Source organism: Bacillus sp. CH_70 (assembly GCF_038007045.1).
GTDB lineage: Bacteria > Bacillota > Bacilli > Bacillales > Bacillaceae_G > Bacillus_A > Bacillus_A cereus.
Map to the genome: position 1 here is coordinate 900,534 of NZ_JBBOWL010000001.1, position 25,022 is coordinate 925,555.

The following is a 25,022-nucleotide window of genomic DNA, read 5'->3' on the forward strand; positions in this document are numbered from 1 at the left end:
ATAAAAAAGAAGGTGCTACTAATATTTCGTAGCACCTTCTTTCTATTCAATTTCAAAATCAACAATGATATAAGCGAGTATAACAACGAAGAAAATACTAACGGCTGGCGCTGTTAATACGTGGCCAGACATAAAGCCAATGCCAAGTGATAGAATGAGTGTGCTCGCTAATAGCATATACTTTACAGTCATGATTTTCTTAAAGTTTGTGATCATGCGGATGAATAATTTAATACCAAAGTATAGAAGTGGTATTAAGTAAATAAGGAAACCGACAATTCCAAAGGCGAAAAATAGGTCATGGAAGTCCATTTCAATTAATTTAATTTTATCTGTGTAGTTACCAGCGTAACCCATTCCGAATAGTTTTTGTGAAAGCGGTGCGTCTTTATAGTACTGTTTGTATGTTTTTAAGAATTTGTCGCGATCACTGTAAATCAAACTTTTCATTTCAGAATCTGTAAGTTCACCTTTTGCATGTTTTTTTGCATCTTCTGGATCTTCTTTAATTACTTTTCCTTCTTTTCGATCTTTCTCTTCTTGTACTGATTTTTTGTATTCGTATATTTGCATGTGAATGCCCATATTTTTTGCGATAGGAGTATGCGGTGTAAGAGCAATTAAACCTCCTAGTATAACTGCGGCAACAACGGTATTTACAATATGTGTGAATCCTTTTCCTTCTTTTTTACGATTTATCATATATTCAATGAATGAGAAGAAAAGTGCTACGCCTAATGTAATAACAATTGCGCCATATCCGACTTTCGTTCCGACCATAATACTTGCATACATCGCAAGTATTGTTGGAATCCAGTAATATATTTTCGAGAAAGAAGTTGTTTTATGAATCGAATATAAGACAATGATTGGGAACATAATGGCGAAAAGAGAACTTAAATCATTTCCAGCGAAGAACCAACCTCTTGAACCGATTTTTGAATGAGGATAGCTTGGGAAATCCGTTCCAGTTTGCATTGCGACAATCATTGTGATGCTTAAAATTAAAGTTGCATATAAGAAATATGTAATGATTTTATGAAATACATACTCTTTATTTTTTAGCTCTTTAAAGGCGATAATATATCCAAACAGTAGCACAATTGGATATACGCTCTTTAAGATGAATTTAACTTCTTCTCCAAATGAAACTGGAGATTTAACCATCATATTATTTACAAGACCGATTGCGAGTGCAATTCCGAGTAAACATAAATAGAGGATGTACTTTTTCGCATCTTGTTGTTTGTGATGAAGAAGTAGGTATCCTAATGCAAGAAGCATAAAGGCGAAACGGACTACAACTCCAACTGTTGCGCTCATGTGTAGTATATAGATTGAAAAAGATGTTAATAAATCTAAAATTGGTTGAAACACAATGAATAGCAATAGGAAATGTGGGAAGTAGTTATCCGTTTGTTTCAACTTATTAACCATATGTTCCTCCAGTTCTTCATTCCTTTATTACAACACCCAAAAGATGGGTATAAAGCCTTTTCTACATAGTAAGGCGAATGAATTTCAATATTTGTTTTTTTATCCCGCATTAACGGGCAGTAAGACCCCGCCTCAAAATACAATACAGCGGAAGCAAAGAAGTTAGGTGGGGATCAACTGCCCGTAAAAGCCCGATTGGTGAGGACTAATAATCAGTGGGGGATGAACACCCCCCACTGATTAAAGTCTCACTTTATCAAACTTAAGAATACACCATTTCATTGTAATGGTAAATAGATGAAAAGCATGGATAAACCGACTTTAATTTCTATATTTTTCAACGGAATTGTATGTTTTATACGGTATATGTACAAATTGCGAGATTATTAGACAGAAAATTGAGAAAAAAGAAGGATTTTTCAATGGTTTTCTATAATTATATAAGTATAATCTTTATGGAGAAAAGAGGGGTATATATAATGGAAATAACAAGTAAAACAGAATCTGTCGTTGTGAAATATGAAGGCCACGTTGCAACGGTTATGGTCAATCGCCCAGAGGTGTTAAATGCGTTAGATGAGCCGACATTAAAAGAGTTATTACAAAAGTTGAAAGAAGTAGCGGAAAGTTCTGCGCATATCGTTGTGTTATGCGGGAACGGCCGTGGTTTTTCTGCGGGTGGGGATATTAAATCGATGCTTTCAAGTAATGATGAAAGTAAGTTTGATGGCATTATGAATACTATTTCTGAAGTTGTCGTGACATTATATACGATGCCGAAGCTTGTTATTAGTGCAATTCATGGACCAACTGCAGGTCTTGGATTAAGTATTGCGTTAACAGCTGATTATGTAATGGCGGATATATCATCTGTTATTGCAATGAACTTTATTGGAATCGCTTTAATTCCAGATGGAGGCGGTCATTTCTTCCTTCAAAAGCGTGTCGGTGAAAATATGACGAAGCAAATTATTTGGGAAGGTAAGAAATTATCAGCGACAGAAGCGCTTGATATCGGCTTAATTGATGAAGTAATCGGCGAAGATTTCCAAACGGCTGTGAAGCAGAAGATTAATGAATGGTCACAAAAGCCGATTAAAGCAATGATTCAAACGAAGCAAATTTTATGTGAAGTAAATCGTTCTAATTTAGAGCAAACATTGCAATTAGAAAAGCGTGGTCAATATGCAATGAGACAAACAGCGGATCATAAAGAAGGTATTGCTGCGTTTTTAGAGAAACGTTTACCAGCATTTAAAGGGGAATAAAGTTTGTCCATTCCTCACTGATTATTAGCTCGTTAATTCGGGATAAAGGGGAGAAAGTGCTAACACATTTTAGTATAATTGTGTTAGCACTTTTTTTAAGGAGTAATACATGAAGAAAATGATCGGTGTTATCACTATTATTTTGCTTACATATTCTGCTTTGCATAACACCATCTTTGGCAGTTCGGACTGCGTTATTTTTTGAGGGACATCCAAGTGTTGCATTTTCTGACGGGGTGACGAAAGAAAAAGATGTGAAAAAAGAAGCGATTCCAGATGAGTATCAAACTCTATATGGTAAGGACGAAGACTTAGAGCACTATTTCTTTCCACATGTAAGAGCACATGGATCAGGAATTGATATGTTAAGTGCATGCGTGAAGAAAAAATGGTTTTTCTATAAAGCAGAGCTCGGATGTTATTAAATATAGGAGGATGAATGATGTCAGCATATAACAAGTTAGTAAGAGATCGTGTTCCAGAGAAGATTTTAATGTCTGGAAAAACATATACAGCACAAAAATTAACAGGTCAAGCCTACATACAAGCTTTAGCGAAAATTGGAACGGAAGAAATTCGTGAATTTGCTTCTATGAAAGAACGCGAACATGCACTAGATTCTCTTGCAGATGCGCTAGAGGTTATCATTTCATTAGCACGTGCAGAAGGTGCATCGATTGAAGATGTGGAACGCCTTCGTAAGCAAAAAGAGATAGAGCGCGGTGGATTTGAAAGAGGTATTTATTTATTAGATGTTTCAGAAGAATAGTTTTATAGGAAAAGCATAGCGTTACTGAGTAACGCTATGCTTTCTTGTTGCAATGAAGCTAATAATGAAGAAGATAGCTGTTAATATCCAGCCGATTGTAATAGAAGTAGTAGTATGAATGGCATAAGAGATTTGTAAACAAAATAATGATGCTAAAAACCAAATGAGTGCAATGTGTATATATTTTTTTGATATATTCATATTTCAGGACTCCTTTTGTATACTAAAAAGAATTTTACTACAATTTAGAAAATTAAGCTATATAAGTAGAGGTTTTCTGGCGAATTTTGTATACTGAATAGTAGAGAAAATGAGGAGGAAACGACAATGGCACATCATACGAAAGAAACGATGGAACTGATTAAGGAGCTTGTCTCTATTCCGAGTCCATCTGGAAATACAGCAAAAATTATTAATTTCATTGAAAACTATGTCAGTGAGTGGAACGTAGAAACGAAGCGTAACAATAAAGGCGCTCTTATTTTAACGGTAAAAGGGAAGAATGATGCGCAGCACCGCTTATTAACGGCACACGTTGATACGTTAGGTGCGATGGTGAAAGAAATTAAGCCTGATGGTCGCCTGAGTCTTTCTATGATTGGTGGATTTCGCTGGAACTCTGTAGAAGGAGAATATTGCGAAATTGAAACATCAAGTGGCAAGACATATACAGGAACGATTTTAATGCATCAAACATCTGTACATGTATATAAAGATGCAGGTGAAGCAAAACGCGATGAGAAAAATATTGAAGTTCGTATTGATGAGCGCGTATTTTCAGCTGATGAAGTACGCGAATTAGGAATTGAAGTAGGAGACTTCGTTTCATTTGATCCGCGCGTTCAAATTACAGAGAGTGGATACATAAAATCACGTCATTTAGATGACAAAGTAAGTGTTGCGATTTTATTAAAATTAATTAAAAGATTACAAGATGAAAACGTAACATTACCATATACGACGCATTTCTTAATTTCTAATAATGAAGAGATTGGATACGGTGGTAATTCTAATATTCCAGAAGAAACTGTTGAATACTTAGCAGTTGATATGGGAGCGTTAGGTGATGGACAAACATCTGATGAATATACAGTATCTATTTGTGCAAAAGACTCTAGCGGCCCGTATCATTACGCACTGCGTAAACATTTAGTAGAGCTTGCGAAAACGAATCATATTGAATATAAAGTAGATATCTATCCATACTACGGATCTGATGCATCAGCTGCGATTCGCGCGGGATTTGATGTGAAACATGCTTTAATTGGAGCGGGTATTGATTCTTCTCACGCATTTGAACGTACACATGAAAGTTCTATTGCGCATACAGAAGCATTAGTGTATGCATATGTAATGTCTAATTTAATTGAAGAATAATTTCATAGATAATAGAGAGCTGATTAAAAATATTATTTTTAATCAGCTTTTTATTTGGCGAAGCGATTAGGAGACATGTCCTAATCGTTTTTTTATCCCGCTATTTGTGAGCTGATTAAAGTTTTATTTTATATACATTCATTATAAGTTATATATATGCGATTTTTGTTATAAGGCCGGAAACGTATTTACTATAGATATATAATGTTATACACTATGAAAGGAATTAATTAATAGTTAATATTTTTTAGTTAGCTTGATTAAAAAAATGTATGAATATGAAGTTTTGAGAGGAGATTTATTTTTCATGAAGTACAAAGCAATAGCCGCAGGTTTATTAGCAGCAAATTTACTAGCACATCCAATTAGTAGTTTAGCAGAAACGAAGAAATTTCCTGATGTTTCAGATAGTGCGTGGTCGAAAGACGCAATTTATTATTTAGTAGAGAGAAATGTAATTAACGGTATGCCAGATGGTAACTTTATGCCATACGGAAATTTAACACGTGCCCAGGCAGCAAAGATTATCGCAACAGCAATTGGTGCTAAAGTAGATCCGAATGCAAAGCCGTCTTATAATGATGCAAAAAATAATTGGGCAGCTTCATTTATTGCAGCCATGGAAAAAGAGAATATTATTAAAGGGCGAGAACCAGGAGTATTTGATCCTGAAGGAAAAGTAACTCGTGCTGAAATGGCAGCTATGCTTGTAAGAGCATATAATCTGAAAAGCAAAGTAACAGGACCAGTTCCTACAAAATTCGCTGATTTAGAGAATCATTGGGGTAAAGAAGAAGTTAATATTTTAGTAGAATTAAAACTTTCTTTAGGTACAGAGAATGGGTGGAAACCGAATGATTCTATTACGCGTGAACAAGCAGCTCAGCTTACTGCGCAAACAGATAAATTTAGCAAGAATAGTGATCGTCCAGTAGAAACAAAGAAAATGTACATAGATAGAAAATTCATTACATATCACGCACCATCATTAAGTTCTGGGATTAGTGCGAATCAGCATAATCCACAAACGGTAGAAATTAAAGAAGAACGAGATGGATGGATTAAAATTGCAACAAGTAACGGTGATAAATGGACACCTTTAGTAGAGAAAACAGAAGTTATTAATGAAGGATTCACTACTTATGCAGAAGCTTCTTCTTCGTCAAAAGTAATGGGAACACATAACGCACAGCAAGTAACTGTTATTGAAGAGAACGGCAGCTGGATTCGTATCCGCATGGGCGCTGGTTTCCAATGGGTTAATAAAAATCAATTAAACCCAGTGAAGCAAGGTAACTTCTTAGAAGGAAAAGCGATTATCATTGATCCAGGTCATGGTGGAGCGGATTCAGGTAATCCAGGTTATTATGAGAAAGAAAGTGAAACTGTATTAGATGTATCACTACGATTACAGAAAATATTTGAGAAAAAGACACCATTTACTGTGTTATTCACTCGTACAGATGATACACGTCCAGGAACAAGTGCTTCTGATTCTTTAAAGAAACGTGTAGAATTTGCTCAAAAAAATAATGGGGATATTTTTGTAAGTATTCATGGTAATGGCACGGAAGAGAAAAATGGACAAGGTACAGAAACGTTCTACTATGAATCAGCGACAGCAAGAGGAACAAATCCTAACGTATCAGAAAGTCGTTTACTAGCAGAAAAAATTCAAGAGCGTCTTGTAGATGCACTGGGAACAAAAGATCGTGGTGTGAAAAAAGGCGATTTATACGTAATTAGAGAAAATACAATGCCAGCTGTATTAGCAGAATTAGCATTTGTAGATAATAAAAGTGATGCAGATAAAATAGCTACACCAGCGCAGAGACAAAGTGCAGCGGAAGCTATTTATCAAGGTATTTTAGATTACTATGAAGAAATGGGTAACAACGTGTCTTCTTTCCGTTAATAAATAATAAGAGATTGCCATTGGCAGTCTCTTTTATTTATTAAAGTTTCTCTTTATTTCCGGCATATGATATCATTTAATTTTATATACAAAAGAAAAGTATTTGAGTAATTGTAATCAGAACAATTTTAAACGATAGAGGATGATAATAGATTGAATAATCATAGTAAAACACCTGCCTGTATATATACGTATGCATTTCGTGAGGAGGAGCGTGCTTTATGTTACTTGGAAATGCGCTCGTTCTTTGGAATGGAGTCCCACGTTAATATTTTAAAAAGTGATGTCAAAATTGACCCGAGTAGAAGTGCGTTTATAAAAGAGCGCGTTGAGGTTATGTATGAAGGAGACGACTTAGAAAGCATTTTAAAACAAGTGGAACAAATTGATTTGGCGGGAGCGACATTTAAAGTTATCTTCGTTAAAATCAATGACCTCGTTGGAGAGAATAAAATTGAATATGGAGAAAGACGTCTTATTGAACGAGACCTCGGCATGCATATTGAAGGAGAAGCGGATGTTCGTAATCCAGAGCGTGTATTCGGGATTGTTCCTCTTGGAGGACGCTGGTACTTCGGGCACTATGTAGAAAGCGAACCAGTTTGGTATCATCACATAAAAAAACCGCATAGTTATTCGACATCTCTTAGCACACGTGTTGCGAGATCAGTTGCAAATATCGCTGTACCAAATCCAGAGGGAGTACGAGCAATTGACCCGTGCTGCGGTATTGGAACAGTAGTAGTAGAAGCACTTTCTATGGGGATTAACATCGTTGGTAGAGATATAAATCCACTTGTAGTTCTTGGAACGAGAAAAAACATCGCACATTTCGGATTTGAAGGAACAGTAACAAAAGGGCCGATCGAGGAAATTACTGAGAACTACGACGTTGCCATTATCGATATGCCGTACGACTTATTTACGCATGCCACACCAGAAGATCAACTATCAATTCTCTCAAGTGCACGCCGCATCGCGAAAAAAGTAGTCGTTGTCACGATGGAAACAATGGACGACATGATCCATGAAGCAGGATTCGAAATTACAGATCGCTGTATTACAAGAAAAGGATCATTTACTAGACAGATTCTTGTTTGTGAATAAGAAAGAAAGGTCACCCGTTTGGGTGACCTTTTTTGTTTGTATTGATGTGTAATTGGTTGGTGGTTTAGGTAGATGAATTAGCGAAATTTGTCGGTAAGTCGATATTGCATGTCGAATCGCCGATATCGTTACATTAGAATGTTACTGTTCTTTTAATTTCTCTTGTTGTGCGATTAATAAATTGCGTAATATGTGTCCGCGGTAACTTTCTAGTTTTCGTCCTTCATGATAGCGTACGCCTAATTTTTTTAGTTCAGCTACGTACCAGCCCTTTGTTCCGTAATACATGGGATCACTTCCTTTTTGCTTTTGAACAGTATATGTTGGGGGACGAAGTAACTTTACATTGAAAATAATAATGGTAAAAGGAATCCTACATGTGTGTACGAGAGGAATTGCAAAGTTATCGAGGTGTTTTATAACGTAACATCCAAGCCGTGTATAAAAAAGTAGACAGTTGTATATGAATTTGTTGAAAAAAGAATACACATTACTGAGGGGATTTGAAAAAAGTAATGCTATACGATTTGGCATGATACTTGCGTTGGAAATAGTATCAACGTATAGGGGAGAGATAGAAATGAAGGTTAGTAAAATATATACAACGATTGATGCACACGTAGCTGGGGAGCCGCTTCGAATTATTACGGGCGGAGTGCCAGAAATAAAAGGGGAAACGCAGCTGGAAAGACGCGCATACTGTATGGAACATTTGGATTACCTTCGTGAAATTCTGATGTATGAACCGAGAGGGCATCACGGAATGTACGGTTGTATCATTACACCGCCAGCAAGTGCCCACGCTGATTTTGGTGTTTTATTTATGCACAATGAAGGATGGAGTACGATGTGTGGTCATGGCATTATTGCTGTCATTACAGTTGGAATTGAAACAGGCATGTTTGAAATAAAGGGTGAAAAACAAAAGTTCATTATTGATAGCCCAGCCGGAGAAGTTATTGCGTATGCAAAATATAACGGGAGTGAAGTAGAATCTGTATCATTTGAAAATGTTCCTTCATTTGTATACAAAAAAGACGTTCCTATTAAAATAGATAACTATGAATTTCAAGTAGATATCGCGTTTGGAGGAGCATTTTACGCTGTTGTAGACTGTAAAGAATTTGGTTTGAAAGTTGATTTTAAAGACTTGCCCGCTATTCAAACGTGGGGCGGTAAAATTAAACATTATATAGAGAGCAAAATGGAAGTGAAACATCCACTTGAAGAAGGATTGAAAGGAATATACGGCGTTATCTTTTCAGATGAACCGAAAGACAAAGGTGCTACGCTACGAAATGTAACGATTTTTGCTGATGGGCAAGTAGACCGTTCTCCTTGCGGTACAGGAACTTCAGCGAGAATCGCAACTCTTTTTGAAAAAGATGCCTTACAAAAGGGAGAAATCTTCGTCCACGAATGCATTACTGATGGGAAATTCGAGGGAGAAGTATTATCCGTAACAGCGGTAGGTACATATGAAGCTGTCGTTCCGAAAGTAACGGGGCATGCATTTATTACAGGGTTTCATCAGTTCGTTGTAGATCCGAGAGATGATTTGAACCGAGGGTTTTTGATAGGATAGAAGAAGGGGGTGGAAAGATATGCTAGTTATAAGCGCGAACGAACAAAGAAACTTAGTAAATATGAATGAAATTATTGAATACGCGGCGCTTGCTTTAAAAGAATTTTCCGCAGAAAGAACGATTACACCAATAAGAGGCTCATTACCATTTGCGAATGAGCAAAATACGGCATTAATTATGCCTTCAGTAGCGGAAGGGCTTGAGGCACTTGGAGTAAAAATAGTAACGGTAGTCCCGCAAAATAAACAGATAGGAAAGAAAACAATCAATGGGATTGTGATGCTATCAGACTTTCAAACGGGAGAACCGCTCGCACTTCTAGAAGGATCGTACTTAACGATGATCCGAACGGGCGCCTTATCAGGAGTAGCGACAAAATATTTAGCTCGTCATAACGCAAAAACTTTATGCATTATCGGCACGGGCGAACAAGCGAAAGGAATTGCCGAAGCAATATTTGCAGTTAGAGATATCGAAAAAGTCATTTTATACAATCGAACAGAAGAAAAAGCGTATGCATTTGCGCAACATATACAAGAGAAATTTGGTAAACCTGCTTACGTTTACAGGGATCCAAATGAAGCAATACGTGAAGCAGACATCATCGTCACAACTACGAACGCAACCACACCAGTCTTCTCAGAAACACTACAAAAAGGCGTCCACGTAAACGCCGTCGGCTCATTCAGACCGAGCATGCAAGAACTACCATCTCACGCCATCACAAGCGCAAACAAAGTAGTAGTCGAATCAAAAGAAGCAGCACTAGACGAAACAGGAGACCTTCAAGTTCCGATAAAAGAAGGTCTATTCAAAGCAAACGCCATTCACGCTGAACTTGGTCAAATTATAAGCAAAGAAAAAGCTGGACGCGAAAATGATGAAGAAATTACTATTTTCAAATCAGTTGGTTTAGCAGTAGTGGATATTATCGTTGCGAAGTATTTGTATGAGAGAGCGGTGGAGCGCGGAGTAGGGAATAAGATTGAGTTTTGAGACTGCCTTTTGGTGGTCTTTTTTGTTGATGTGGGTGTGCTAGTATTTATAATTGAATCCTTTTAATATTATGTTGAAATGTATGAATTCTGTGCGGACATCAAATCATTAATTTAATTGGTGTATGAAAAAAACTGCACCTCTAATTATTAGAGATGCAACTTTTTACCATTCACGCCATTCTTCTGTTATATCTTCCTCGGATTCTAAGCCAGCTATTCGTGCTGCTGTATCGATAAATTCATAGAGATCTTCTCTTTCCATTGTTTCGATAAAATGGTCATGTTCGATATTTAATTCATTTAATTTAATAACTACCTCTTTAACAACTTGCATTACTTCGACTTCGGTTGGATTCTCTCCTAATCGCTGTAAATTGTTAATGTAAGTGTCAAGAACTGTATTTGTTGCACTTATATTTTCTTCAGTAAAAAATTCCCCATCTTCATCATACTCAACCCATGAGGTTGTTGGTTTATTTTTTTTCAATTCATCAAATGTCATGATAACCTCCTAAATGTGTTTTTTGTCTTTAATTTCATTCTACATTTTCGATCATATAAAACAATCATTTTAGAGGGGATTTCTGTAAGTTGATAGTTTTTTAACTCATTTTATGAGGCTACTTATTCGTGGTCTTTTTATTTTCTCCTCCGCATAAATATAGTTTATCGCAAGAATGCATTAATAGATTACAAACTTTCTACCTTTGCGAAAAAGTTTGACTTTACATACAGGTAGTGGTAATTTAAAACTTATAAGAAAACTCGGGATTAATTCCGAGTTTTCTTATGGGTATAAACAGTTCGAGGGGGCCGAAAGATGAAACAGAAGTTATTTGCATTACCATTTGTTCTAATACTACTTATTGCATTAGCGGCTTGTTCTGGGGAAAAAGATTCTTCGAAGCAAGCGGGCACTAGTAAATCAGGGACTCCGAAAGACGGAGGGGCGTTAACGATTGGTGTTAGCGATAATCCAGATACGATGAATCCGCTTTATGCGAATGATCGTGTGTCATTAACTGTGCAGCAAGCTTTATATGCGCCGCTATATCATATGGAAGACGGTAAGAAAAAGTTTGTTCTTGCTGAGAGCTTTACGCCTTCAGAAGATCAATTAACGTGGACATTGAAATTAAAAGATAATTTGAAATGGCATGATGGTAAGAAAATTACATCAGACGATATAGCATTTACATTCCAATCTATTTTGGATGAGAAGCAAAATAGCTCAAGTCGTGAAAACTTTATTTTTAAAGGAAAGCCGCTTGAGGTGAAAAAGGTAGATGAGTTAACAACTCAATTCGTTTTACCACAAGTAAGCGCATCTTTCGAAGGTGTGATGAATGATTTCTTCCCAATTCCGAAACATGTATTTGAAGGGGAAGCAGATTTAGCGAAGAGTAAGAAAAACTTACAGCCTGTAGGATCAGGGCCGTTTAAGTTTAAAGAGTATAAATCAGATGAGTACGTTGCATTAGATCGATTTGATGATTATGTAGGTGGGAAAGCTAAATTAGACTCTATCGTATACCGAGTTGTAAAAGACCGTAATACAGCAAATGTTTCACTGCAAAATGGTCAAATCAACATGAAGATGATTGAGCCACAAGACTTTAAGAAATTAGATAGCACTGGGAACTTCTCAATGGTGACATTCCCTGAAGGTAGATTATTCTACTTATCTTATAACATGAATACGGAGCTTATGAAGAAAAAAGAAGTGCGCCAAGCAATTGCACATGCGTTAGATAAGAAAGAAATGATTAACTCAGCATTCGTTTCAGGTGAATTTGCAGAACCAGCAAATTCAATCTTAACGCCAGACGCTATGTATTATGCGAAAGATATTAAAGACTATAAGTATGATAAAAAAGAAGCGAAAGATTTATTAGCAAAAGCTGGCGTGAAAGATAAAGAAAAAGTACGTGTGATGTATGTAACGAATAATAAAATTATGGAAAGCTTAGCGTTATATACACAACAAAAATTAAAAGAAGTTGGCTTAGAAGTTGAACTAAATGCATTAGATGCTAGTGCGGCAAGTGAAAAAGGCTTAGATAAAGAGAATAAAGAATATGATATTACATTTGGTGGTTACATAATGGGACCTGAGCCAGATTCATATAAGAGCTTATTCTTAAGCAATGCTGAATACAATTATGCACGATATAAAAACGCTGATTTCGATAAGTTATGGGAAGAAGCTGCAGTTGAGACAGATAAAACAAAACGCGCAGAGCTATACCATAAAATTCAAGAGACAGCTAGAGAAGACGTACCTTATCTACCAATCGCGTATCCGAAAGCAGTTATTGCAGTAGATAAAAAGTTTGATGGATTAAAAGAAGCGAAAGCAATTCCTGTCACAATGTTTGAAGATCTATCTAAGATTTATGAAGTGAAATAAGAAACAATAAAGAAGCTGGTGGAAATCAGCTTCTTTAGCTTGAGGGGGGAAGTTTGTGTATAAAGTAATTGCGAAGAGGCTTTTAAATGCAATTCCGCTTTTATTTGTTATTTCTATTATTTCTTTTCTATTAATAAAACTAGCACCGGGGGATCCAGTTCGAAACTTTGTAACGCCAAACATGAGTCCAATTGATGTGGAGCGTATTCGTAAAAGTTTAGGATTAGATCAACCAATTTACGTGCAGTATTTTTTATGGTTAAAAAACATTGTAACAGGAAACTTTGGTTACTCACTTCAAAATCATCGTCCTGTTTTGGAACTTATCACAGAAAGATTACCTGCAACAATTGGATTAATGGGATCATCTTTACTCGTCTCATTCGTAATTGCAATACCACTTGGACTATTTACAGGTGTGAAAAAGAATTCATTCTTTGACCGCATTGTAAACTTTATTTCATACGTTGGTATTTCTATGCCGGTTTTCTGGTTTGCACTACTATTAGTCTACTTATTCTCTTTAAATTTGAACCTACTTCCGAGTATGGGTATGCGCACCGTTGGTAAAGATTCTGTCTGGGATATTGTGCAACACGGTATTTTACCTTGTATGGTGCTAGCGTTCCAAAACGTATCTGTTTATATGAGATATATTCGTTCAAGTACGATTCAGCAATTAGAAGAAGAATATGTACAAATTCAATATGCATACGGCGCTTCGAAGAAAACAGTGTTATTTAATCACGTACTTCGAAATGTATTAATACCAATCATTACAATTTTCGGATTATCGATTCCAAGTTTAGTAGGCGGAGCGTTTATTACGGAAACAGTATTCTCATGGCCGGGTCTTGGTTCACTTGGGGTAAATGCTATTTTTAGATTTGATTATCCGATTATCATGGCAATTACATTACTATCATCATTCATGTTAATTCTCGGTAACTTAATTGCTGATATTTTATATGGCGTAGTAGATCCGCGCATTCGAATGAGGGGGTGATTTGGAATGAATAATAGGAGATTTCAAACGATAAAACATAGCTTTACGAAAAATAAGTTTGTTGCAATGGGAGTTATTATACTTGCGGTTTTAACGGTCGCATCAATTTTCGCATTCGTATCGCCGTACGATCCTAGCAAAATGTCAATTCCAGATCGCTTACAAGAACCAAGTATGAGTCATCCTTTCGGAACGGATGATTACGGAAGGGATTACTTAACGAGAGCGTTATATGGCGGACGAGTTTCACTTGCGGTCGGTTTTCTTGCGATGGTTGTTTCTATTACAATCGGTACCGCAGTTGGAACAATTAGCGGATATTTTGGCGGAAAGTTAGACAACTTTTTAATGCGAGTTGTTGAAGTACTGATGTCAATTCCATCATTCTTTTTAATGCTACTATTAAATGCGTATTTAAAACCAGGAATTACGACGTTAGTTCTTATTATCGGATTACTAACATGGATGGACACCGCGCGCATTGTAAGGGCAGAAACGTTATCTGTAAAAGAGCGTGAGTACGTTTTATACGCAAAAGTATCAGGACAAAAATCACTTATGATTATTGTAAGACATATCATTCCTAACATTTTATCAACCATTATTATCGCCGCGACATTAACGATTGCGACATCGATTTTAATGGAATCATCACTTAGTTTCTTAGGTTTAGGTATTAGAGAACCAGATTCTTCTTGGGGCAGCATGCTAAACAATGCGCAAGGATATATTGGTGAAGCTTGGTATTTAACGCTCTTCCCAGGATTCCTTATCCTTTTAACGGTACTTAGTTTTAACGTAATTGGTGAAGCATTGAAGAAAGCTTTCGCACCAAAAGGAGCCGGACATGAAAACTAAAGTGTTAAGTGAAAGGAGTGAGAAGCGTGTCTGAAAAACTACTAGAAGTGAAAAATTTGAAGACTTCTTTTTTCATAGAAAGTGGCGAAGTTGAAGCGGTTCGCGGCGTTACATTTCGCTTAAATAAAGGAGAAGTAGTCGGTATCGTTGGGGAATCTGGAAGCGGAAAGAGTGTAATGGCGAAGTCTGTTATGTCTCTCGTTACGTCACCAGGAAAAGTGAAAGAAGGGGAAATCCTTTTTCATAATGAAAACATACTTTCTAAATCTGAAAAAGAATTACGTTCTATTAGAGGAAATCAAATTTCACTTATCTCTCAAGACCCAATGTCAGCGCTAAATCCAGTCGTAAAAATTGGGAAACAAATGATGGAAGTAATTATAAGGCATCAAAAAGTGAAAAAGAAAGAAGCAGAGCAAATCGCAGTTAACTTGTTAAAACAAGTCGGCCTTTCGTCGCCAGAAGAAAGGGTAAAACAATATCCGCATGAACTAAGCGGTGGTATGAAGCAGCGGGTTATGATCGCAATGGCTATGTCGTGTAACCCAGACCTTCTCATTGCGGACGAACCGACGACTGCACTTGACGTAACGATACAAGCACAAATACTAGATTTAATGAAAAACTTAAAAAACGAAACGAATATGGCGTTACTTCTTATTACGCACGACTTAGGAATAGTCGCGCAAAACTGTACGCGCGTTATCGTTATGTATGGCGGACTTATTATGGAAGAAGGACCTGTACTTGATATTTTCCAATCGCCGAATCATCCATATACGAAAGGGTTATTAAACTCTTTGCCAAAAATATCGAACGGCGTAAAAGAAAGACTTGCTCCTATTCAAGGTGTAACACCAAACTTATTAAACCCGCCACAAGGTTGCCCATTCGCAGAGCGTTGCCCGCATGCGATGGATATTTGTGAAAAAGAACGTCCACCATATTTTGAAATCGGAAACGAAAGACGTTCCATGTGTTGGTTAAATGATAGGGCGGTAGGTGATTTCCATGCATGAAGAAAACTTAATTGAAGTTCGGAACTTAAAAAAGTATTTTCCTATTAAAAAAGGACTATTTGGTAGAAAAACAGAGCAATTAAAAGCAGTCGATGACCTAAGCTTCACAATTAAAAAGGGTGAAACATTCGGGTTAGTAGGAGAATCAGGTTGCGGAAAATCTACGACAGGAAGAAGCATCATTCGTTTACACGATGTCACTTCAGGTAACGTTTTATTCGACGGAAAAGATATCGCAAGTTTAAAAGAAAGTGAACTAAAAGAATATAGAAAACGAATGCAAATTATTTTCCAAGATCCATACGCATCATTAAACCCGGCAATGAACGTATTCCAAATTATTAGCGAACCGATGAACATTCACGGTTCCTACGAAAAAGAAGAACAAAAAGAAATCATTTTAGACCTTCTGAAAAAGGTAGGATTAAAAGAAGAACATTTATATCGCTACCCGCACGAATTTAGTGGAGGCCAGCGCCAGCGCATTAGCATCGCGCGCGCACTATCTGTAAAACCAGACTTTATCCTATGTGACGAACCAATCTCAGCACTCGATGTCTCAGTCCAAGCACAAGTCGTAAACATGCTGCAAGACATCCAAGAAGAAACAGGCGTCACATATTTATTCATCGCGCATGACCTATCCATGGTAAGACACATATCAGACCGAATCGGAGTCATGTACCTAGGAAACATAGTAGAAATTGCCGATAGTGAAGACCTATACACAAAACCGGCACATCCATACACACAAGCACTACTCTCATCTATGCCAGAACCAGATCCAACAAACACAGGCAAAGAACGGATCATCCTAGAGGGAGAAGTACCAAGCCCACTAAACTCACCATCCGGCTGCAAATTCAGAACGCGCTGCAAATTCGCCACTGAAAAATGCGCACAGGAAGTACCGAAGATGGTTGAGATTGCGAAGGGGCATGAGGTGGCTTGTCATTTGTTTTAGAGGGAGAGCACTAGGGGGACCTGGTGCTTTTTTTCTTTGCAGGTGAACGTGATGTGGGATTGGTTGTTAGTTTAGGAGATAACGCGCTCGAAATTTGTCGGTAAATCGATATGTTGTGTCGAAACGTTGATATATTCGGAGTTACGATCGATATAATCGAATAATCGTTGATATATTTTTTTAAAGAGTGGGATTGGTTGTAGATTAATGTAGAAATTTAATGTTTTCGAAAAAAAGAATTGACTTCTATATTAGTTGTAACTAAAATAGTTACATAAAGATGTAATCAATTTAGTTACAACTAATATCTGCTAAAAATATGATTTATATATTTAATTAAGGATGGTGGTCCATACGTTGCCACCCGGTGTAGAAAGTTACTAACACATTCAAATCAATGCATATTCTAAGCTTTAGTATTTTCTGTTACGGGGCAATAAGGTGCAACGTTATCTTTTGTTAAAAACCTTGGTGGATCTTTCTTTGGAAATATTAGTTTTGGGGAAATCTAGTAAGGTATCTAAAAAAAGAACAAGGTATAAAAAGGTGTACTTATATAAACCAAAAATTTAGTTGAGCTGGATAATAAAAAAAAGGTAGGAGATTTAAATGGAGACGAAACAAGATAACCTTATTTACGTATGGGATGCATATTGTGGATGGTGCTATGGTTTTTCAGAAAGTATTAAAGGATTTTACAAAAACCACACTGAAGTGCCATTAACGGTTTTATGTGGAGGGTTATTTTTAGATAATTTACCAATGAAAAACTTCTCATATATAGAAGAAGGAAATAAAAGAATTAATCAACTTACAGGTGCTGAATTTGGTCCTTCATATCAAAAATTGGTGGAGGAAGGGACTTTTAAAATGAATTCGAAAGATGCTGCAATTGGTTTTTCAGCTTTACGCTCATTAGCGCCAGACCGTTTATTAGAATTCACTTCGGCTATGCAAAAAGCGTTTTATTATGAGGGCCAAAGTCTGAGTGATCCTGAAACATATCGCAAAATTGCAATCGAGCATGGTTTGGACCCTGAACAAGTATTAGAACGTTTAAACGCTCAAGAAACAATAATAGATGTCCAAAATGATTTCAATAAAGTTCGACAGCTTGGTGTTAATAGCTATCCTTCCTTACTTTTACAAAAGGATAATCAAATTATTCCTATTGGTGGTGGCGTAATGACGCCGGATAAAATTGAAGCGCGTTTTAAAAATTTATATTAAGAAAATTTAGGATATAGTAGCAAACATATTATCTTAGGCCACCTGACATTCATCTCCGGAATATTCGCCAGTACTATTACACTTTCAGATGAATGGGAGTGGGAGATTTTATCCCGCTTTAACGGGCAGTAAGACCCCCACCTCAAAATTCAGTGGAAGCAAAGAAGTTAGGTGGGGGATCAATTGTCCGTAAAAGTCCGATTGGTGTGGGCTAATAATCAGTGGGGGATGAACAAAACCCCCACTGATTAAAGTTTCACTTTATCGGAACAAGATAAAAATATGATAATTAGTTAATAACTTTAACAAAAGGAGAATAACATACTATGTTTAAAACAATCGATACAAATCAACAAGATGTGAAATTAACGGTGTTTAGTTCGGATGAAAAAAGCTTTATGGTCACAGCAACATTAGTTGAGAAAGCAGGACATGCATTTTTAATAAACTCAAAATTTACTCAATCTGATTCGAAAGAAATTGTTGAGTATCTGAAAAAAAACGACTTATCTTTAGATAAAATCTTTATTATTCATGGGGATCCAGACTACTACTTTGGATTAGAGAGCATTAAAGCTGTTTACCCAGAAGCCATAGCGTATGCAACAGAGTCCACTGTTGAACATATCGTTCATTCTGTCTTAGGAAAATTAAAAGTTTGGAAAGACGCTCTTGGAGAAAATGCACCAAGTAACGTGGTATTACCTCAAGTGTTTAAAGAAAAAGCGATTGATTTTCAGGGGTTAACATTTGAACTAGTAGGCTTAGATCATTACAGAACTAGCCTATTTAATAAAGAACTAAAAGTATTAATTGGTGGTATTGATGTATTTAACGAAATACATGTATTCTTAGCGGATACTAGCTCAAAAGTGGCTATGGAGGCGTGGATTGAGAACTTGAAAGTATTACAAGCATTACATGCTGACATAATTGTACCTAGCCATGGATCAATCGAAAAATCCCTAAATAATCAAGCACTTACTGCGACAATGGATTATTTAAGAACTGCGATTCAAGCTTCTGAGGAAAGTGGAACTTCAAAAGATTTTGTGGCAAAACTTGAAGCAGCATATCCAGGCTATGCAAATAAAGGTGTATTAGAATTAAGTGCAAAAGTTGTAACAAAAGAAATGCCTTGGGGTTAATGATATGAATAAATATCAAAAACTATTACATGAAACGTATGTGTTAACTGGCGAAGGGAAATTGGATGCGTTCAAAACGTATTTAAGTGAAAATGTATCTTGGACAGAAGCTGTTGGGTTTCCATATGCAGGTACTTATATAGGTCCAGATGAAGTAGTGAAAAACGTACATGAACGTCTTGGCACGGAATGGGATGACTATAGCGCTAAAGATGAAATTTATACTTTTAATAACAATACTGTTATTGTGTATGGAAAATATAGTGGAACATATAAAGCTACAGGTAAGTCATTTGTAGCAGATTTTTGTCATCTTTATAAGTTTGATGAGAACGATAAGGTTAAGAAGTTTATTCAAATTGTGGACAGTGCAACTGTTAATGAGGTATTAAGTTAGAGTTAATCGTTTCTAATATGCCTTGTATAGGGGGAGGTTAGGATAAATGAAATTCCTAACATTACCCCTGACATTACATTTTGGGGAAGGTTTCTCCTTCTTCAAACTTTTTATAGAAGAAAACTTATTTAAGTAGAAGAGGTAGGTATATATGAAATTAGAGAAAAGTTTAATCATAACAATTATTTCTGTATTTATTTTAGGAGTAGTTTCGACTTTGGTATATCAAGCTTCCACCGGTAATAACAAAGGGAACTCAATAAAGAGCGAGAATGTTGCTTCTGTATCAAAAGAAGTGAAAGAAAATGAAAAGAATAAAAAGATGGTAGTTGATTTCTATAATGAAGTTTTTAACAAACATAATATCGATATTATCCCTAAATATGTTAGCGAAGATTATAAGCAACATAATCCTTTTGTTGCTGATGGACGAAAAGCCTTCATGGATTTCTTTAAGGAGGATTTTGTTAAAAATCCTAATTCCTCTGCAGAGATTAAACGTGTAGTAGCTGAAGGGGATACAGTTGCTCTTCATGTACATTCTCGTACTAATTCTCAAGATAAGGGAGTTGCTATAGTGGATATATTTCGTATCAAGGATGGAAAGATTGTCGAACACTGGGATGTAATTCAAGAGATTCCAAGTGAAGCAGCTAATGATAATACGATGTTTTAGATAGAAGATATATTTAATAATTGTCTAATTGATAGTGCGGTATAGAATTTAGAAATTTAGATAATTAGTTATCAAATTTGGAAATCATTTAAAAATAGCATATTAAATGATGGCACAAATTAATACGAAATAGCTCTTTAATAAAAAATCCGACTCATTAAAAAATGAGTCGGATTTTTTATTAAAGAATAGTGCTAATTTTGTGGTTCGGCACCATCTAAATTTGGAAACCATGAAAGTATAGGTACTCTATATCCACGTAAAGTAAAATCGTAATTTTTTCCTTCTTTTATGTTTGCTTGCAGATTCACTGAATTAAACTTCATCATAAGAAGGCTATCCTCATTAGAAATAACTTTTTCGGTTCCATTTTTTTGCTCAACCTAGTACAATCTCACCAGTATAAAAAAGACCACCATTACTGGCAGTCCTTTTTTGGTAGTTTTAGAAATTAAATTATAACATATTAATATACAAATTATAAATGTACTTTTCCCAAAGATACTATAAGTTTTTTATAATTCTTGATTTCTCAATTTTCATTGCATGATGAATTTTTCTATAAGTATTAACAACTAACATTAAAATTATCAATCCGCTAAATTATTAGAAAAAACTGGTTATCTATATAATTATTTGGTAAAATATAGATATAATTAAGAGGGTAAAGTTAATATAGATCAACTAAGTAATGCTAAGAAAATGTTTTATTGCATAAAAAAAGGCTCCATTGCTGGAGCACTCAAAATAAACAAACGAATTAAAACAAGAAACAGACAATTTAACTATATATATAAAACATAAATAAATCCATATATATGTAAAAATGCATATAAAAACTCTATTTATTGATGCTATAATAGGTTTACTCGATGATTGTTATATTTTTTTATGGTTTTTAAGCAAGAAATACCTTCTTAACACCAAGTGTACAAGTAAAAGAAGACATCTTAGGCGATGTCTTCTTTTCTTATATAATAACAACACAATAAAATTAAGATGGTTTAAGTCGGAGGAAGGCACCTTTGGGGTGTCTTTTCTTTGTCGAATTTGCCTAATAGGGGCAGCACCACATTGCTATCAAGTTCAAACATAATTTTCATCCAAAACAAAAAACGAGCTGAATTCACATAAATAACTGTAGAGAGCTAACAATTTTATTTTGGGAGTACTTTAAAATATTAGCTTGATGGTGAGGGGAGAGTACCCCTAAAATGTGAATTTACTATATTAATTTGTTTCTAGTCTTAAAAATGAATAAATGTAACATCAATAGGGATTTTGAGATAAGTCATACGAGATACTTGTAAGCCTTAGCTGAAGTGTAAAATTAATTAAATATCTATCAATAGAATAAATCATATTGATAGATATTTAATATTGTAAATTTGCAAGTTCTTGATGTTATTTTAGTTTTTTATTAATTTCAATATATTTTAGGTTCATGGGTACTTACTGGGGATATTATTAGAAATATGTATTGAATTAAATACAAAGTGTATCTAGTATATTGTCTTTTTCTACCTTGTTGATGCCAATATATTTCAGTGTAATTTGTAGGGTGCTCTAATTGAGTATTTCTTGCAACATCGCCATATCTTTTGTTTATATAACCAATATCCGAAGGTTTTTAAATTATATATGAATAAATTATGCCTTCTTAGATAAAGTAAATCGAGTTCAAATAAACGAAGATACTAGAATACATAATTTTAACTAGACTTATTATTAGCTAGTGTATCCCCACCACCAAGCTCCGCCTCAATCTGCGAAGTCTTCGATGACTCATCCATACGCCAATACGTAATAAAGCTTATAGCGATACATCCAGCTACGTAGAAGTAGAATAGTGATTCCATTCCGATACTTTTTAGCCATAATGCGATGAACTCAGCTGTTCCGCCGAATATCGCAACTGTTAGTGCATATGGTAAACCTACGCCAAGTGCGCGAATTTCAGTTGGGAAGAGTTCTGCTTTTACAATTGCGTTAATCGAAGTGTAACCAGTAACGATAATGAGACCGACCATCATGAGTAAAAATGCTACGATTGGTTCTGTCGTTTTTTCCATGAAGAAGAAGATCGGCGCTGTTAGTAATGTTCCGAGAATACCGAATGCCATTAATAGTGGGCGGCGTCCAATTTTATCGGATAGTAGCCCTGCAATCGGTTGAAGTACGACGAAAATAAGTAGTGCGACAAAGTTAATCCAGCTTACAACTTCTTTCGGAAGGCCGACTGTGTTTACCATGAACTTTTGTAAATATGTTGTGTACGTATAAAATGCAACAGTGCCTCCTAATGTTAGGCCGACTACTGTTAATACTGCTTTCGGGTGTTTCATAAGTGCACGAACGGTTCCTGCGCTTTCGCGTTTTTGTGATTTTATGTTTGAGAACTGCTCCGACTCATCCATCGTGCGGCGAAGCCATAATACAGCTACTGCGCCCATCGCTCCAATAATGAATGGAATACGCCATCCCCAAGCTTTCATATCTGGTTCGCTTAGTAATTGCTGAAGAACAATTTGAACGCCTAACGCAACCATCTGTCCAGCAACGAGCGTTACATATTGGAAACTTGAATAAAAACCACGGCGTCCACTACTAGCCATTTCAGATAAATACGTTGCGGAAGTTCCGTACTCTCCACCAAGTGATAATCCTTGTAGTAAACGGGCAAGAACTAAAATAATTGGAGCCATAATACCGATACTTTCGTAACTCGGTGTACAGGCAATAATTAAAGAACCACCGGCCATAACCGTAATGGAGAGGGTTAATGCCGCCCGGCGTCCGTGCCGATCTGCATAGCGTCCCATTAATAAACTGCCGATAGGGCGCATTAAAAATCCAACTGCGAAAATAGCCGCTGTGTTCAGTAACTGACTCGTTGGATCTCCTTTAGGAAAGAACTCTGCTGAAAAATAAACGGCGAAAGCAGAGTAAACGTACCAGTCGTACCATTCAATTAAATTACCGACAGAACCTTTAAAGATATTGCCGGCGACTCGGTTAGATTTTGCTTGAGCCATACTAATTCCTCCTCTTGCTTAGTAATAAAAGGTATATATGAAAGCGTGTTCATTGTAGTTGAATTGTACTGTCCTTTAAATAGAATCTCAATATTATGACAATTTTATTCTTTTTGTACTTTATGTACATGGAGAGTTTTTATAGTTGCTTCATTTTCAGTTTTGTCATAATAATAGAAAAAGGAGATTGATAGTTTTGAATATTTTATCAAAGGATATGAAGCATGAAAAAATCACGCAAAGTGTCATTACAAACGAAAATAGTAAGCTTAATTATCGCGTTAATTTTATTTGTCGTTCTCCTATTAACGGGAATATTTGTTTACATTCAGTCCGTTGATACGAAGCGCCAAGTAGAACAGTTAGCACTGCAAACGGCTAAATCTCTTTCTTTTATGCCAGCTATAAAAGAGGCTTTTCAATATAACGAACATAAAAGTACGATCCAATCCATTGCGGAACAAGTTCGTGAGCAAGCTGGTGCGGATTATGTCATTATAGAAGATCGCTATGGGGTTATGTATTCCCATTCTAATTCGGAGTTAATTGGCACAAAGAGTAACAACCCGTATAACTATGAAGCACTCACTTTTGGTGGCTATTATACGCTCGAAGGAAATGGTACAAGTGGTCCTGCTTTAATGGCGAAGGCGCCCATTATTGTTCATAACGGAGACTACGATCAAGTCATAGGCGTTGTGACAGTAGAGTTTTTAATAAAAGGTATTGAATCTAACATACTGAGCAGAACGAAAGAAATTATACTCTTTTCCTTAGCTGTATTATTAGCCGGCATTGTTGGTGGCATTCTTTTAGCGCGTAGCATTCGTAAAGATACATTTGGTTTAGAGCCGAATGAAATAGCGGCGTTATACCGGGAACGAAGCGCAATACTACTATCTATAAAAGAAGGAATTATTGCCATTGATCAAAATGGTTTTATTACGATGATGAACACATCAGCAGAGGAAATGCTATATGTAAATGGCGATTATATGCAGCAGCACATTTCAAAAGTTTTACCGGAATTTCATATGGAGAGAGTACTAGAAAACGATCAAGAAATCGCATTTCAAGATAAAGTGTTTATTTTAAACATGACACCAATACTCGAAAACAACAGTACGGTAGGTGTTGTATGTAGTTTTAGAGATAAAACTGAACTGCAAAATTTAGTGAATACAATATCTGAGGTAAGAAAGTATTCAGAGGACTTACGTGCTCAAACGCATGAATTTACAAATAAGCTTTTCGTCTTATCAGGATTACTTCAGTTAGGACATTACAAAGAAGCTATTGAATTTATTCAACAAGAATCTAATATTCATCAAAGCCAAAACCATATTTTGTTCCATCAAATACACGATGCGAAAGTACAAGCTATTTTATTAGGAAAAATCGGAACAGCGTCTGAGAAGAAAATTGAGTTTCATATTGAAGGAGATAGTGCGCTTCATCCGTTACCAGATCATATAAAAGTTTCGCATCTTATTACGATACTTGGAAACATAATTGATAATGCATTTGATGCGGTGAGTGAACGAGAGGAGAAGAGAGTTTCTTTCTTCGTTACGGATATTGGGCACGATATTGTGTTTGAAGTGATAGATAGTGGGATAGGGATACCGACAGAAAAAATAACGACCATTTTTCAAAAAGGATTTTCAACGAAAGGAACTGATCGTGGTTACGGGCTAGCAAACGTGAAAGAAATGGTAGATCTACTAGAGGGAACAATTGAAATTCAAAACGAGACAAATGGGGGAGCTATTTTTACAATTTACCTTCCGAAAACATTGAAAGAAAGTACATGACAAACAGG

Annotated in this window: 22 protein-coding genes and 2 pseudogenes; 18 read left to right on the plus strand and 6 right to left on the minus strand. The window is 36.0% G+C overall.

The window, feature by feature from the left end; translation table 11 throughout:
• Window positions 1–42: 42 nt before the first annotated feature.
• Window positions 43–1,437: an O-antigen ligase family protein gene (locus N2V79_RS04565; protein ID WP_340719606.1), complete on the minus strand. Its 1,395-nt coding sequence runs from the start codon at window positions 1,435–1,437 to the stop codon at window positions 43–45.
• Between the two features lie 455 nt (window positions 1,438–1,892).
• Between N2V79_RS04565 and N2V79_RS04570 the strand changes: the two genes are divergently transcribed.
• The 3 genes and pseudogenes from N2V79_RS04570 (at window position 1,893) to N2V79_RS04580 (ending at window position 3,474) form a co-directional block, all read left to right on the plus strand.
• Window positions 1,893–2,705 carry an enoyl-CoA hydratase gene (locus tag N2V79_RS04570; RefSeq protein WP_001999174.1) on the plus strand — a complete coding sequence of 271 codons (813 nt, stop codon included), beginning with the start codon at window positions 1,893–1,895 and terminating at the stop codon, window positions 2,703–2,705.
• 109 nt (window positions 2,706–2,814) lie between these two features.
• A pseudogene (locus tag N2V79_RS04575) lies at window positions 2,815–3,130 on the plus strand (hypothetical protein).
• 17 nt (window positions 3,131–3,147) lie between these two features.
• Complete coding sequence (locus N2V79_RS04580) at window positions 3,148–3,474, plus strand: nucleoside triphosphate pyrophosphohydrolase (protein ID WP_001277350.1); 327 nt, start codon at window positions 3,148–3,150, stop codon at window positions 3,472–3,474.
• Between the two features lie 21 nt (window positions 3,475–3,495).
• Here the strand turns inward: N2V79_RS04580 and N2V79_RS04585 are convergent, their stop codons facing one another.
• The gene (locus N2V79_RS04585; protein WP_001027085.1) at window positions 3,496–3,675 is read right to left on the minus strand and encodes a hypothetical protein; all 180 of its coding nucleotides are present in this window, start codon (window positions 3,673–3,675) and stop codon (window positions 3,496–3,498) included.
• Window positions 3,676–3,801: 126 nt separating this feature from the next.
• Between N2V79_RS04585 and N2V79_RS04590 the strand changes: the two genes are divergently transcribed.
• The 3 genes from N2V79_RS04590 to N2V79_RS04600 all read left to right on the plus strand — a co-directional run bounded on the left by N2V79_RS04590 (window position 3,802) and on the right by N2V79_RS04600 (window position 7,873).
• Complete coding sequence (locus N2V79_RS04590; RefSeq protein WP_000930086.1) at window positions 3,802–4,851, plus strand: M42 family metallopeptidase; 1,050 nt, start codon at window positions 3,802–3,804, stop codon at window positions 4,849–4,851.
• 307 nt (window positions 4,852–5,158) lie between these two features.
• On the plus strand, window positions 5,159–6,766 hold the full coding sequence (locus N2V79_RS04595; RefSeq protein WP_000875329.1) for an N-acetylmuramoyl-L-alanine amidase: 1,608 nt from the start codon (window positions 5,159–5,161) through the stop codon (window positions 6,764–6,766).
• A gap of 153 nt (window positions 6,767–6,919) precedes the next feature.
• Entirely contained in the window at window positions 6,920–7,873 is a 954-nt protein-coding gene (locus N2V79_RS04600; RefSeq protein ID WP_001059316.1) for a TRM11 family SAM-dependent methyltransferase, read from the plus strand.
• Window positions 7,874–8,014: 141 nt separating this feature from the next.
• Here the strand turns inward: N2V79_RS04600 and N2V79_RS04605 are convergent, their stop codons facing one another.
• Entirely contained in the window at window positions 8,015–8,245 is a 231-nt protein-coding gene (locus N2V79_RS04605; RefSeq protein ID WP_100910561.1) for a YflJ family protein, read from the minus strand.
• Between the two features lie 208 nt (window positions 8,246–8,453).
• Between N2V79_RS04605 and N2V79_RS04610 the strand changes: the two genes are divergently transcribed.
• Together N2V79_RS04610 and N2V79_RS04615 are read left to right on the plus strand one after the other, a co-directional pair.
• Window positions 8,454–9,458 (plus strand): proline racemase family protein, encoded by a 1,005-nt coding sequence (locus tag N2V79_RS04610; RefSeq protein WP_197241401.1) that lies wholly within the window; start codon window positions 8,454–8,456, stop codon window positions 9,456–9,458.
• 19 nt (window positions 9,459–9,477) lie between these two features.
• Window positions 9,478–10,455, plus strand: coding sequence for an ornithine cyclodeaminase family protein (locus N2V79_RS04615; RefSeq protein WP_340719607.1), 978 nt, complete (start codon window positions 9,478–9,480; stop codon window positions 10,453–10,455).
• 165 nt (window positions 10,456–10,620) lie between these two features.
• Here the strand turns inward: N2V79_RS04615 and N2V79_RS04620 are convergent, their stop codons facing one another.
• Window positions 10,621–10,959 carry a hypothetical protein gene (locus N2V79_RS04620; RefSeq protein WP_000141782.1) on the minus strand — a complete coding sequence of 113 codons (339 nt, stop codon included), beginning with the start codon at window positions 10,957–10,959 and terminating at the stop codon, window positions 10,621–10,623.
• A 318-nt stretch (window positions 10,960–11,277) separates the two neighbouring features.
• On the opposite strand from N2V79_RS04620, the gene N2V79_RS04625 reads away from it, so the two are divergent.
• The 9 genes from N2V79_RS04625 (at window position 11,278) to N2V79_RS04665 (ending at window position 20,165) form a co-directional block, all read left to right on the plus strand.
• Entirely contained in the window at window positions 11,278–12,867 is a 1,590-nt protein-coding gene (locus N2V79_RS04625; protein WP_340719608.1) for an ABC transporter substrate-binding protein, read from the plus strand.
• 55 nt (window positions 12,868–12,922) lie between these two features.
• Window positions 12,923–13,873 carry an ABC transporter permease gene (locus N2V79_RS04630; RefSeq protein ID WP_340719609.1) on the plus strand — a complete coding sequence of 317 codons (951 nt, stop codon included), beginning with the start codon at window positions 12,923–12,925 and terminating at the stop codon, window positions 13,871–13,873.
• A 6-nt stretch (window positions 13,874–13,879) separates the two neighbouring features.
• Window positions 13,880–14,731 (plus strand): ABC transporter permease, encoded by an 852-nt coding sequence (locus tag N2V79_RS04635; RefSeq protein WP_001065285.1) that lies wholly within the window; start codon window positions 13,880–13,882, stop codon window positions 14,729–14,731.
• Window positions 14,732–14,757: 26 nt separating this feature from the next.
• Window positions 14,758–15,750, plus strand: coding sequence for an ABC transporter ATP-binding protein (locus N2V79_RS04640; RefSeq protein ID WP_001291152.1), 993 nt, complete (start codon window positions 14,758–14,760; stop codon window positions 15,748–15,750).
• Window positions 15,743–16,714, plus strand: a complete 972-nt coding sequence (locus tag N2V79_RS04645) for an ABC transporter ATP-binding protein (protein ID WP_000544135.1) — start codon at window positions 15,743–15,745, stop codon at window positions 16,712–16,714. The genes N2V79_RS04640 and N2V79_RS04645 overlap by 8 nt, the downstream gene beginning before the upstream one ends.
• A gap of 609 nt (window positions 16,715–17,323) precedes the next feature.
• Window positions 17,324–17,944 carry a DsbA family protein gene (locus N2V79_RS04650; RefSeq protein ID WP_000448622.1) on the plus strand — a complete coding sequence of 207 codons (621 nt, stop codon included), beginning with the start codon at window positions 17,324–17,326 and terminating at the stop codon, window positions 17,942–17,944.
• A gap of 326 nt (window positions 17,945–18,270) precedes the next feature.
• Window positions 18,271–19,092: a cytoplasmic protein gene (locus N2V79_RS04655; protein ID WP_197241397.1), complete on the plus strand. Its 822-nt coding sequence runs from the start codon at window positions 18,271–18,273 to the stop codon at window positions 19,090–19,092.
• 4 nt (window positions 19,093–19,096) lie between these two features.
• A complete protein-coding gene (locus N2V79_RS04660; protein WP_197241396.1) occupies window positions 19,097–19,489 on the plus strand; it encodes a nuclear transport factor 2 family protein in 393 nt (130 codons plus the stop codon).
• A 151-nt stretch (window positions 19,490–19,640) separates the two neighbouring features.
• On the plus strand, window positions 19,641–20,165 hold the full coding sequence (locus N2V79_RS04665; protein WP_000764214.1) for a nuclear transport factor 2 family protein: 525 nt from the start codon (window positions 19,641–19,643) through the stop codon (window positions 20,163–20,165).
• A 1,485-nt stretch (window positions 20,166–21,650) separates the two neighbouring features.
• Here N2V79_RS04665 and N2V79_RS04670 read toward each other — a convergent pair.
• Both N2V79_RS04670 and N2V79_RS04675 read right to left on the minus strand, forming a co-directional pair.
• A pseudogene (locus N2V79_RS04670) lies at window positions 21,651–21,793 on the minus strand (tyrosine-type recombinase/integrase); the annotation flags it as partial.
• Between the two features lie 84 nt (window positions 21,794–21,877).
• A complete protein-coding gene (locus N2V79_RS04675; RefSeq protein WP_000035842.1) occupies window positions 21,878–23,200 on the minus strand; it encodes an MFS transporter in 1,323 nt (440 codons plus the stop codon).
• 224 nt (window positions 23,201–23,424) lie between these two features.
• Between N2V79_RS04675 and N2V79_RS04680 the strand changes: the two genes are divergently transcribed.
• Window positions 23,425–25,014 carry a sensor histidine kinase gene (locus tag N2V79_RS04680; RefSeq protein ID WP_340719610.1) on the plus strand — a complete coding sequence of 530 codons (1,590 nt, stop codon included), beginning with the start codon at window positions 23,425–23,427 and terminating at the stop codon, window positions 25,012–25,014.
• The last annotated feature ends 8 nt before the right edge of the window (window positions 25,015–25,022 follow it).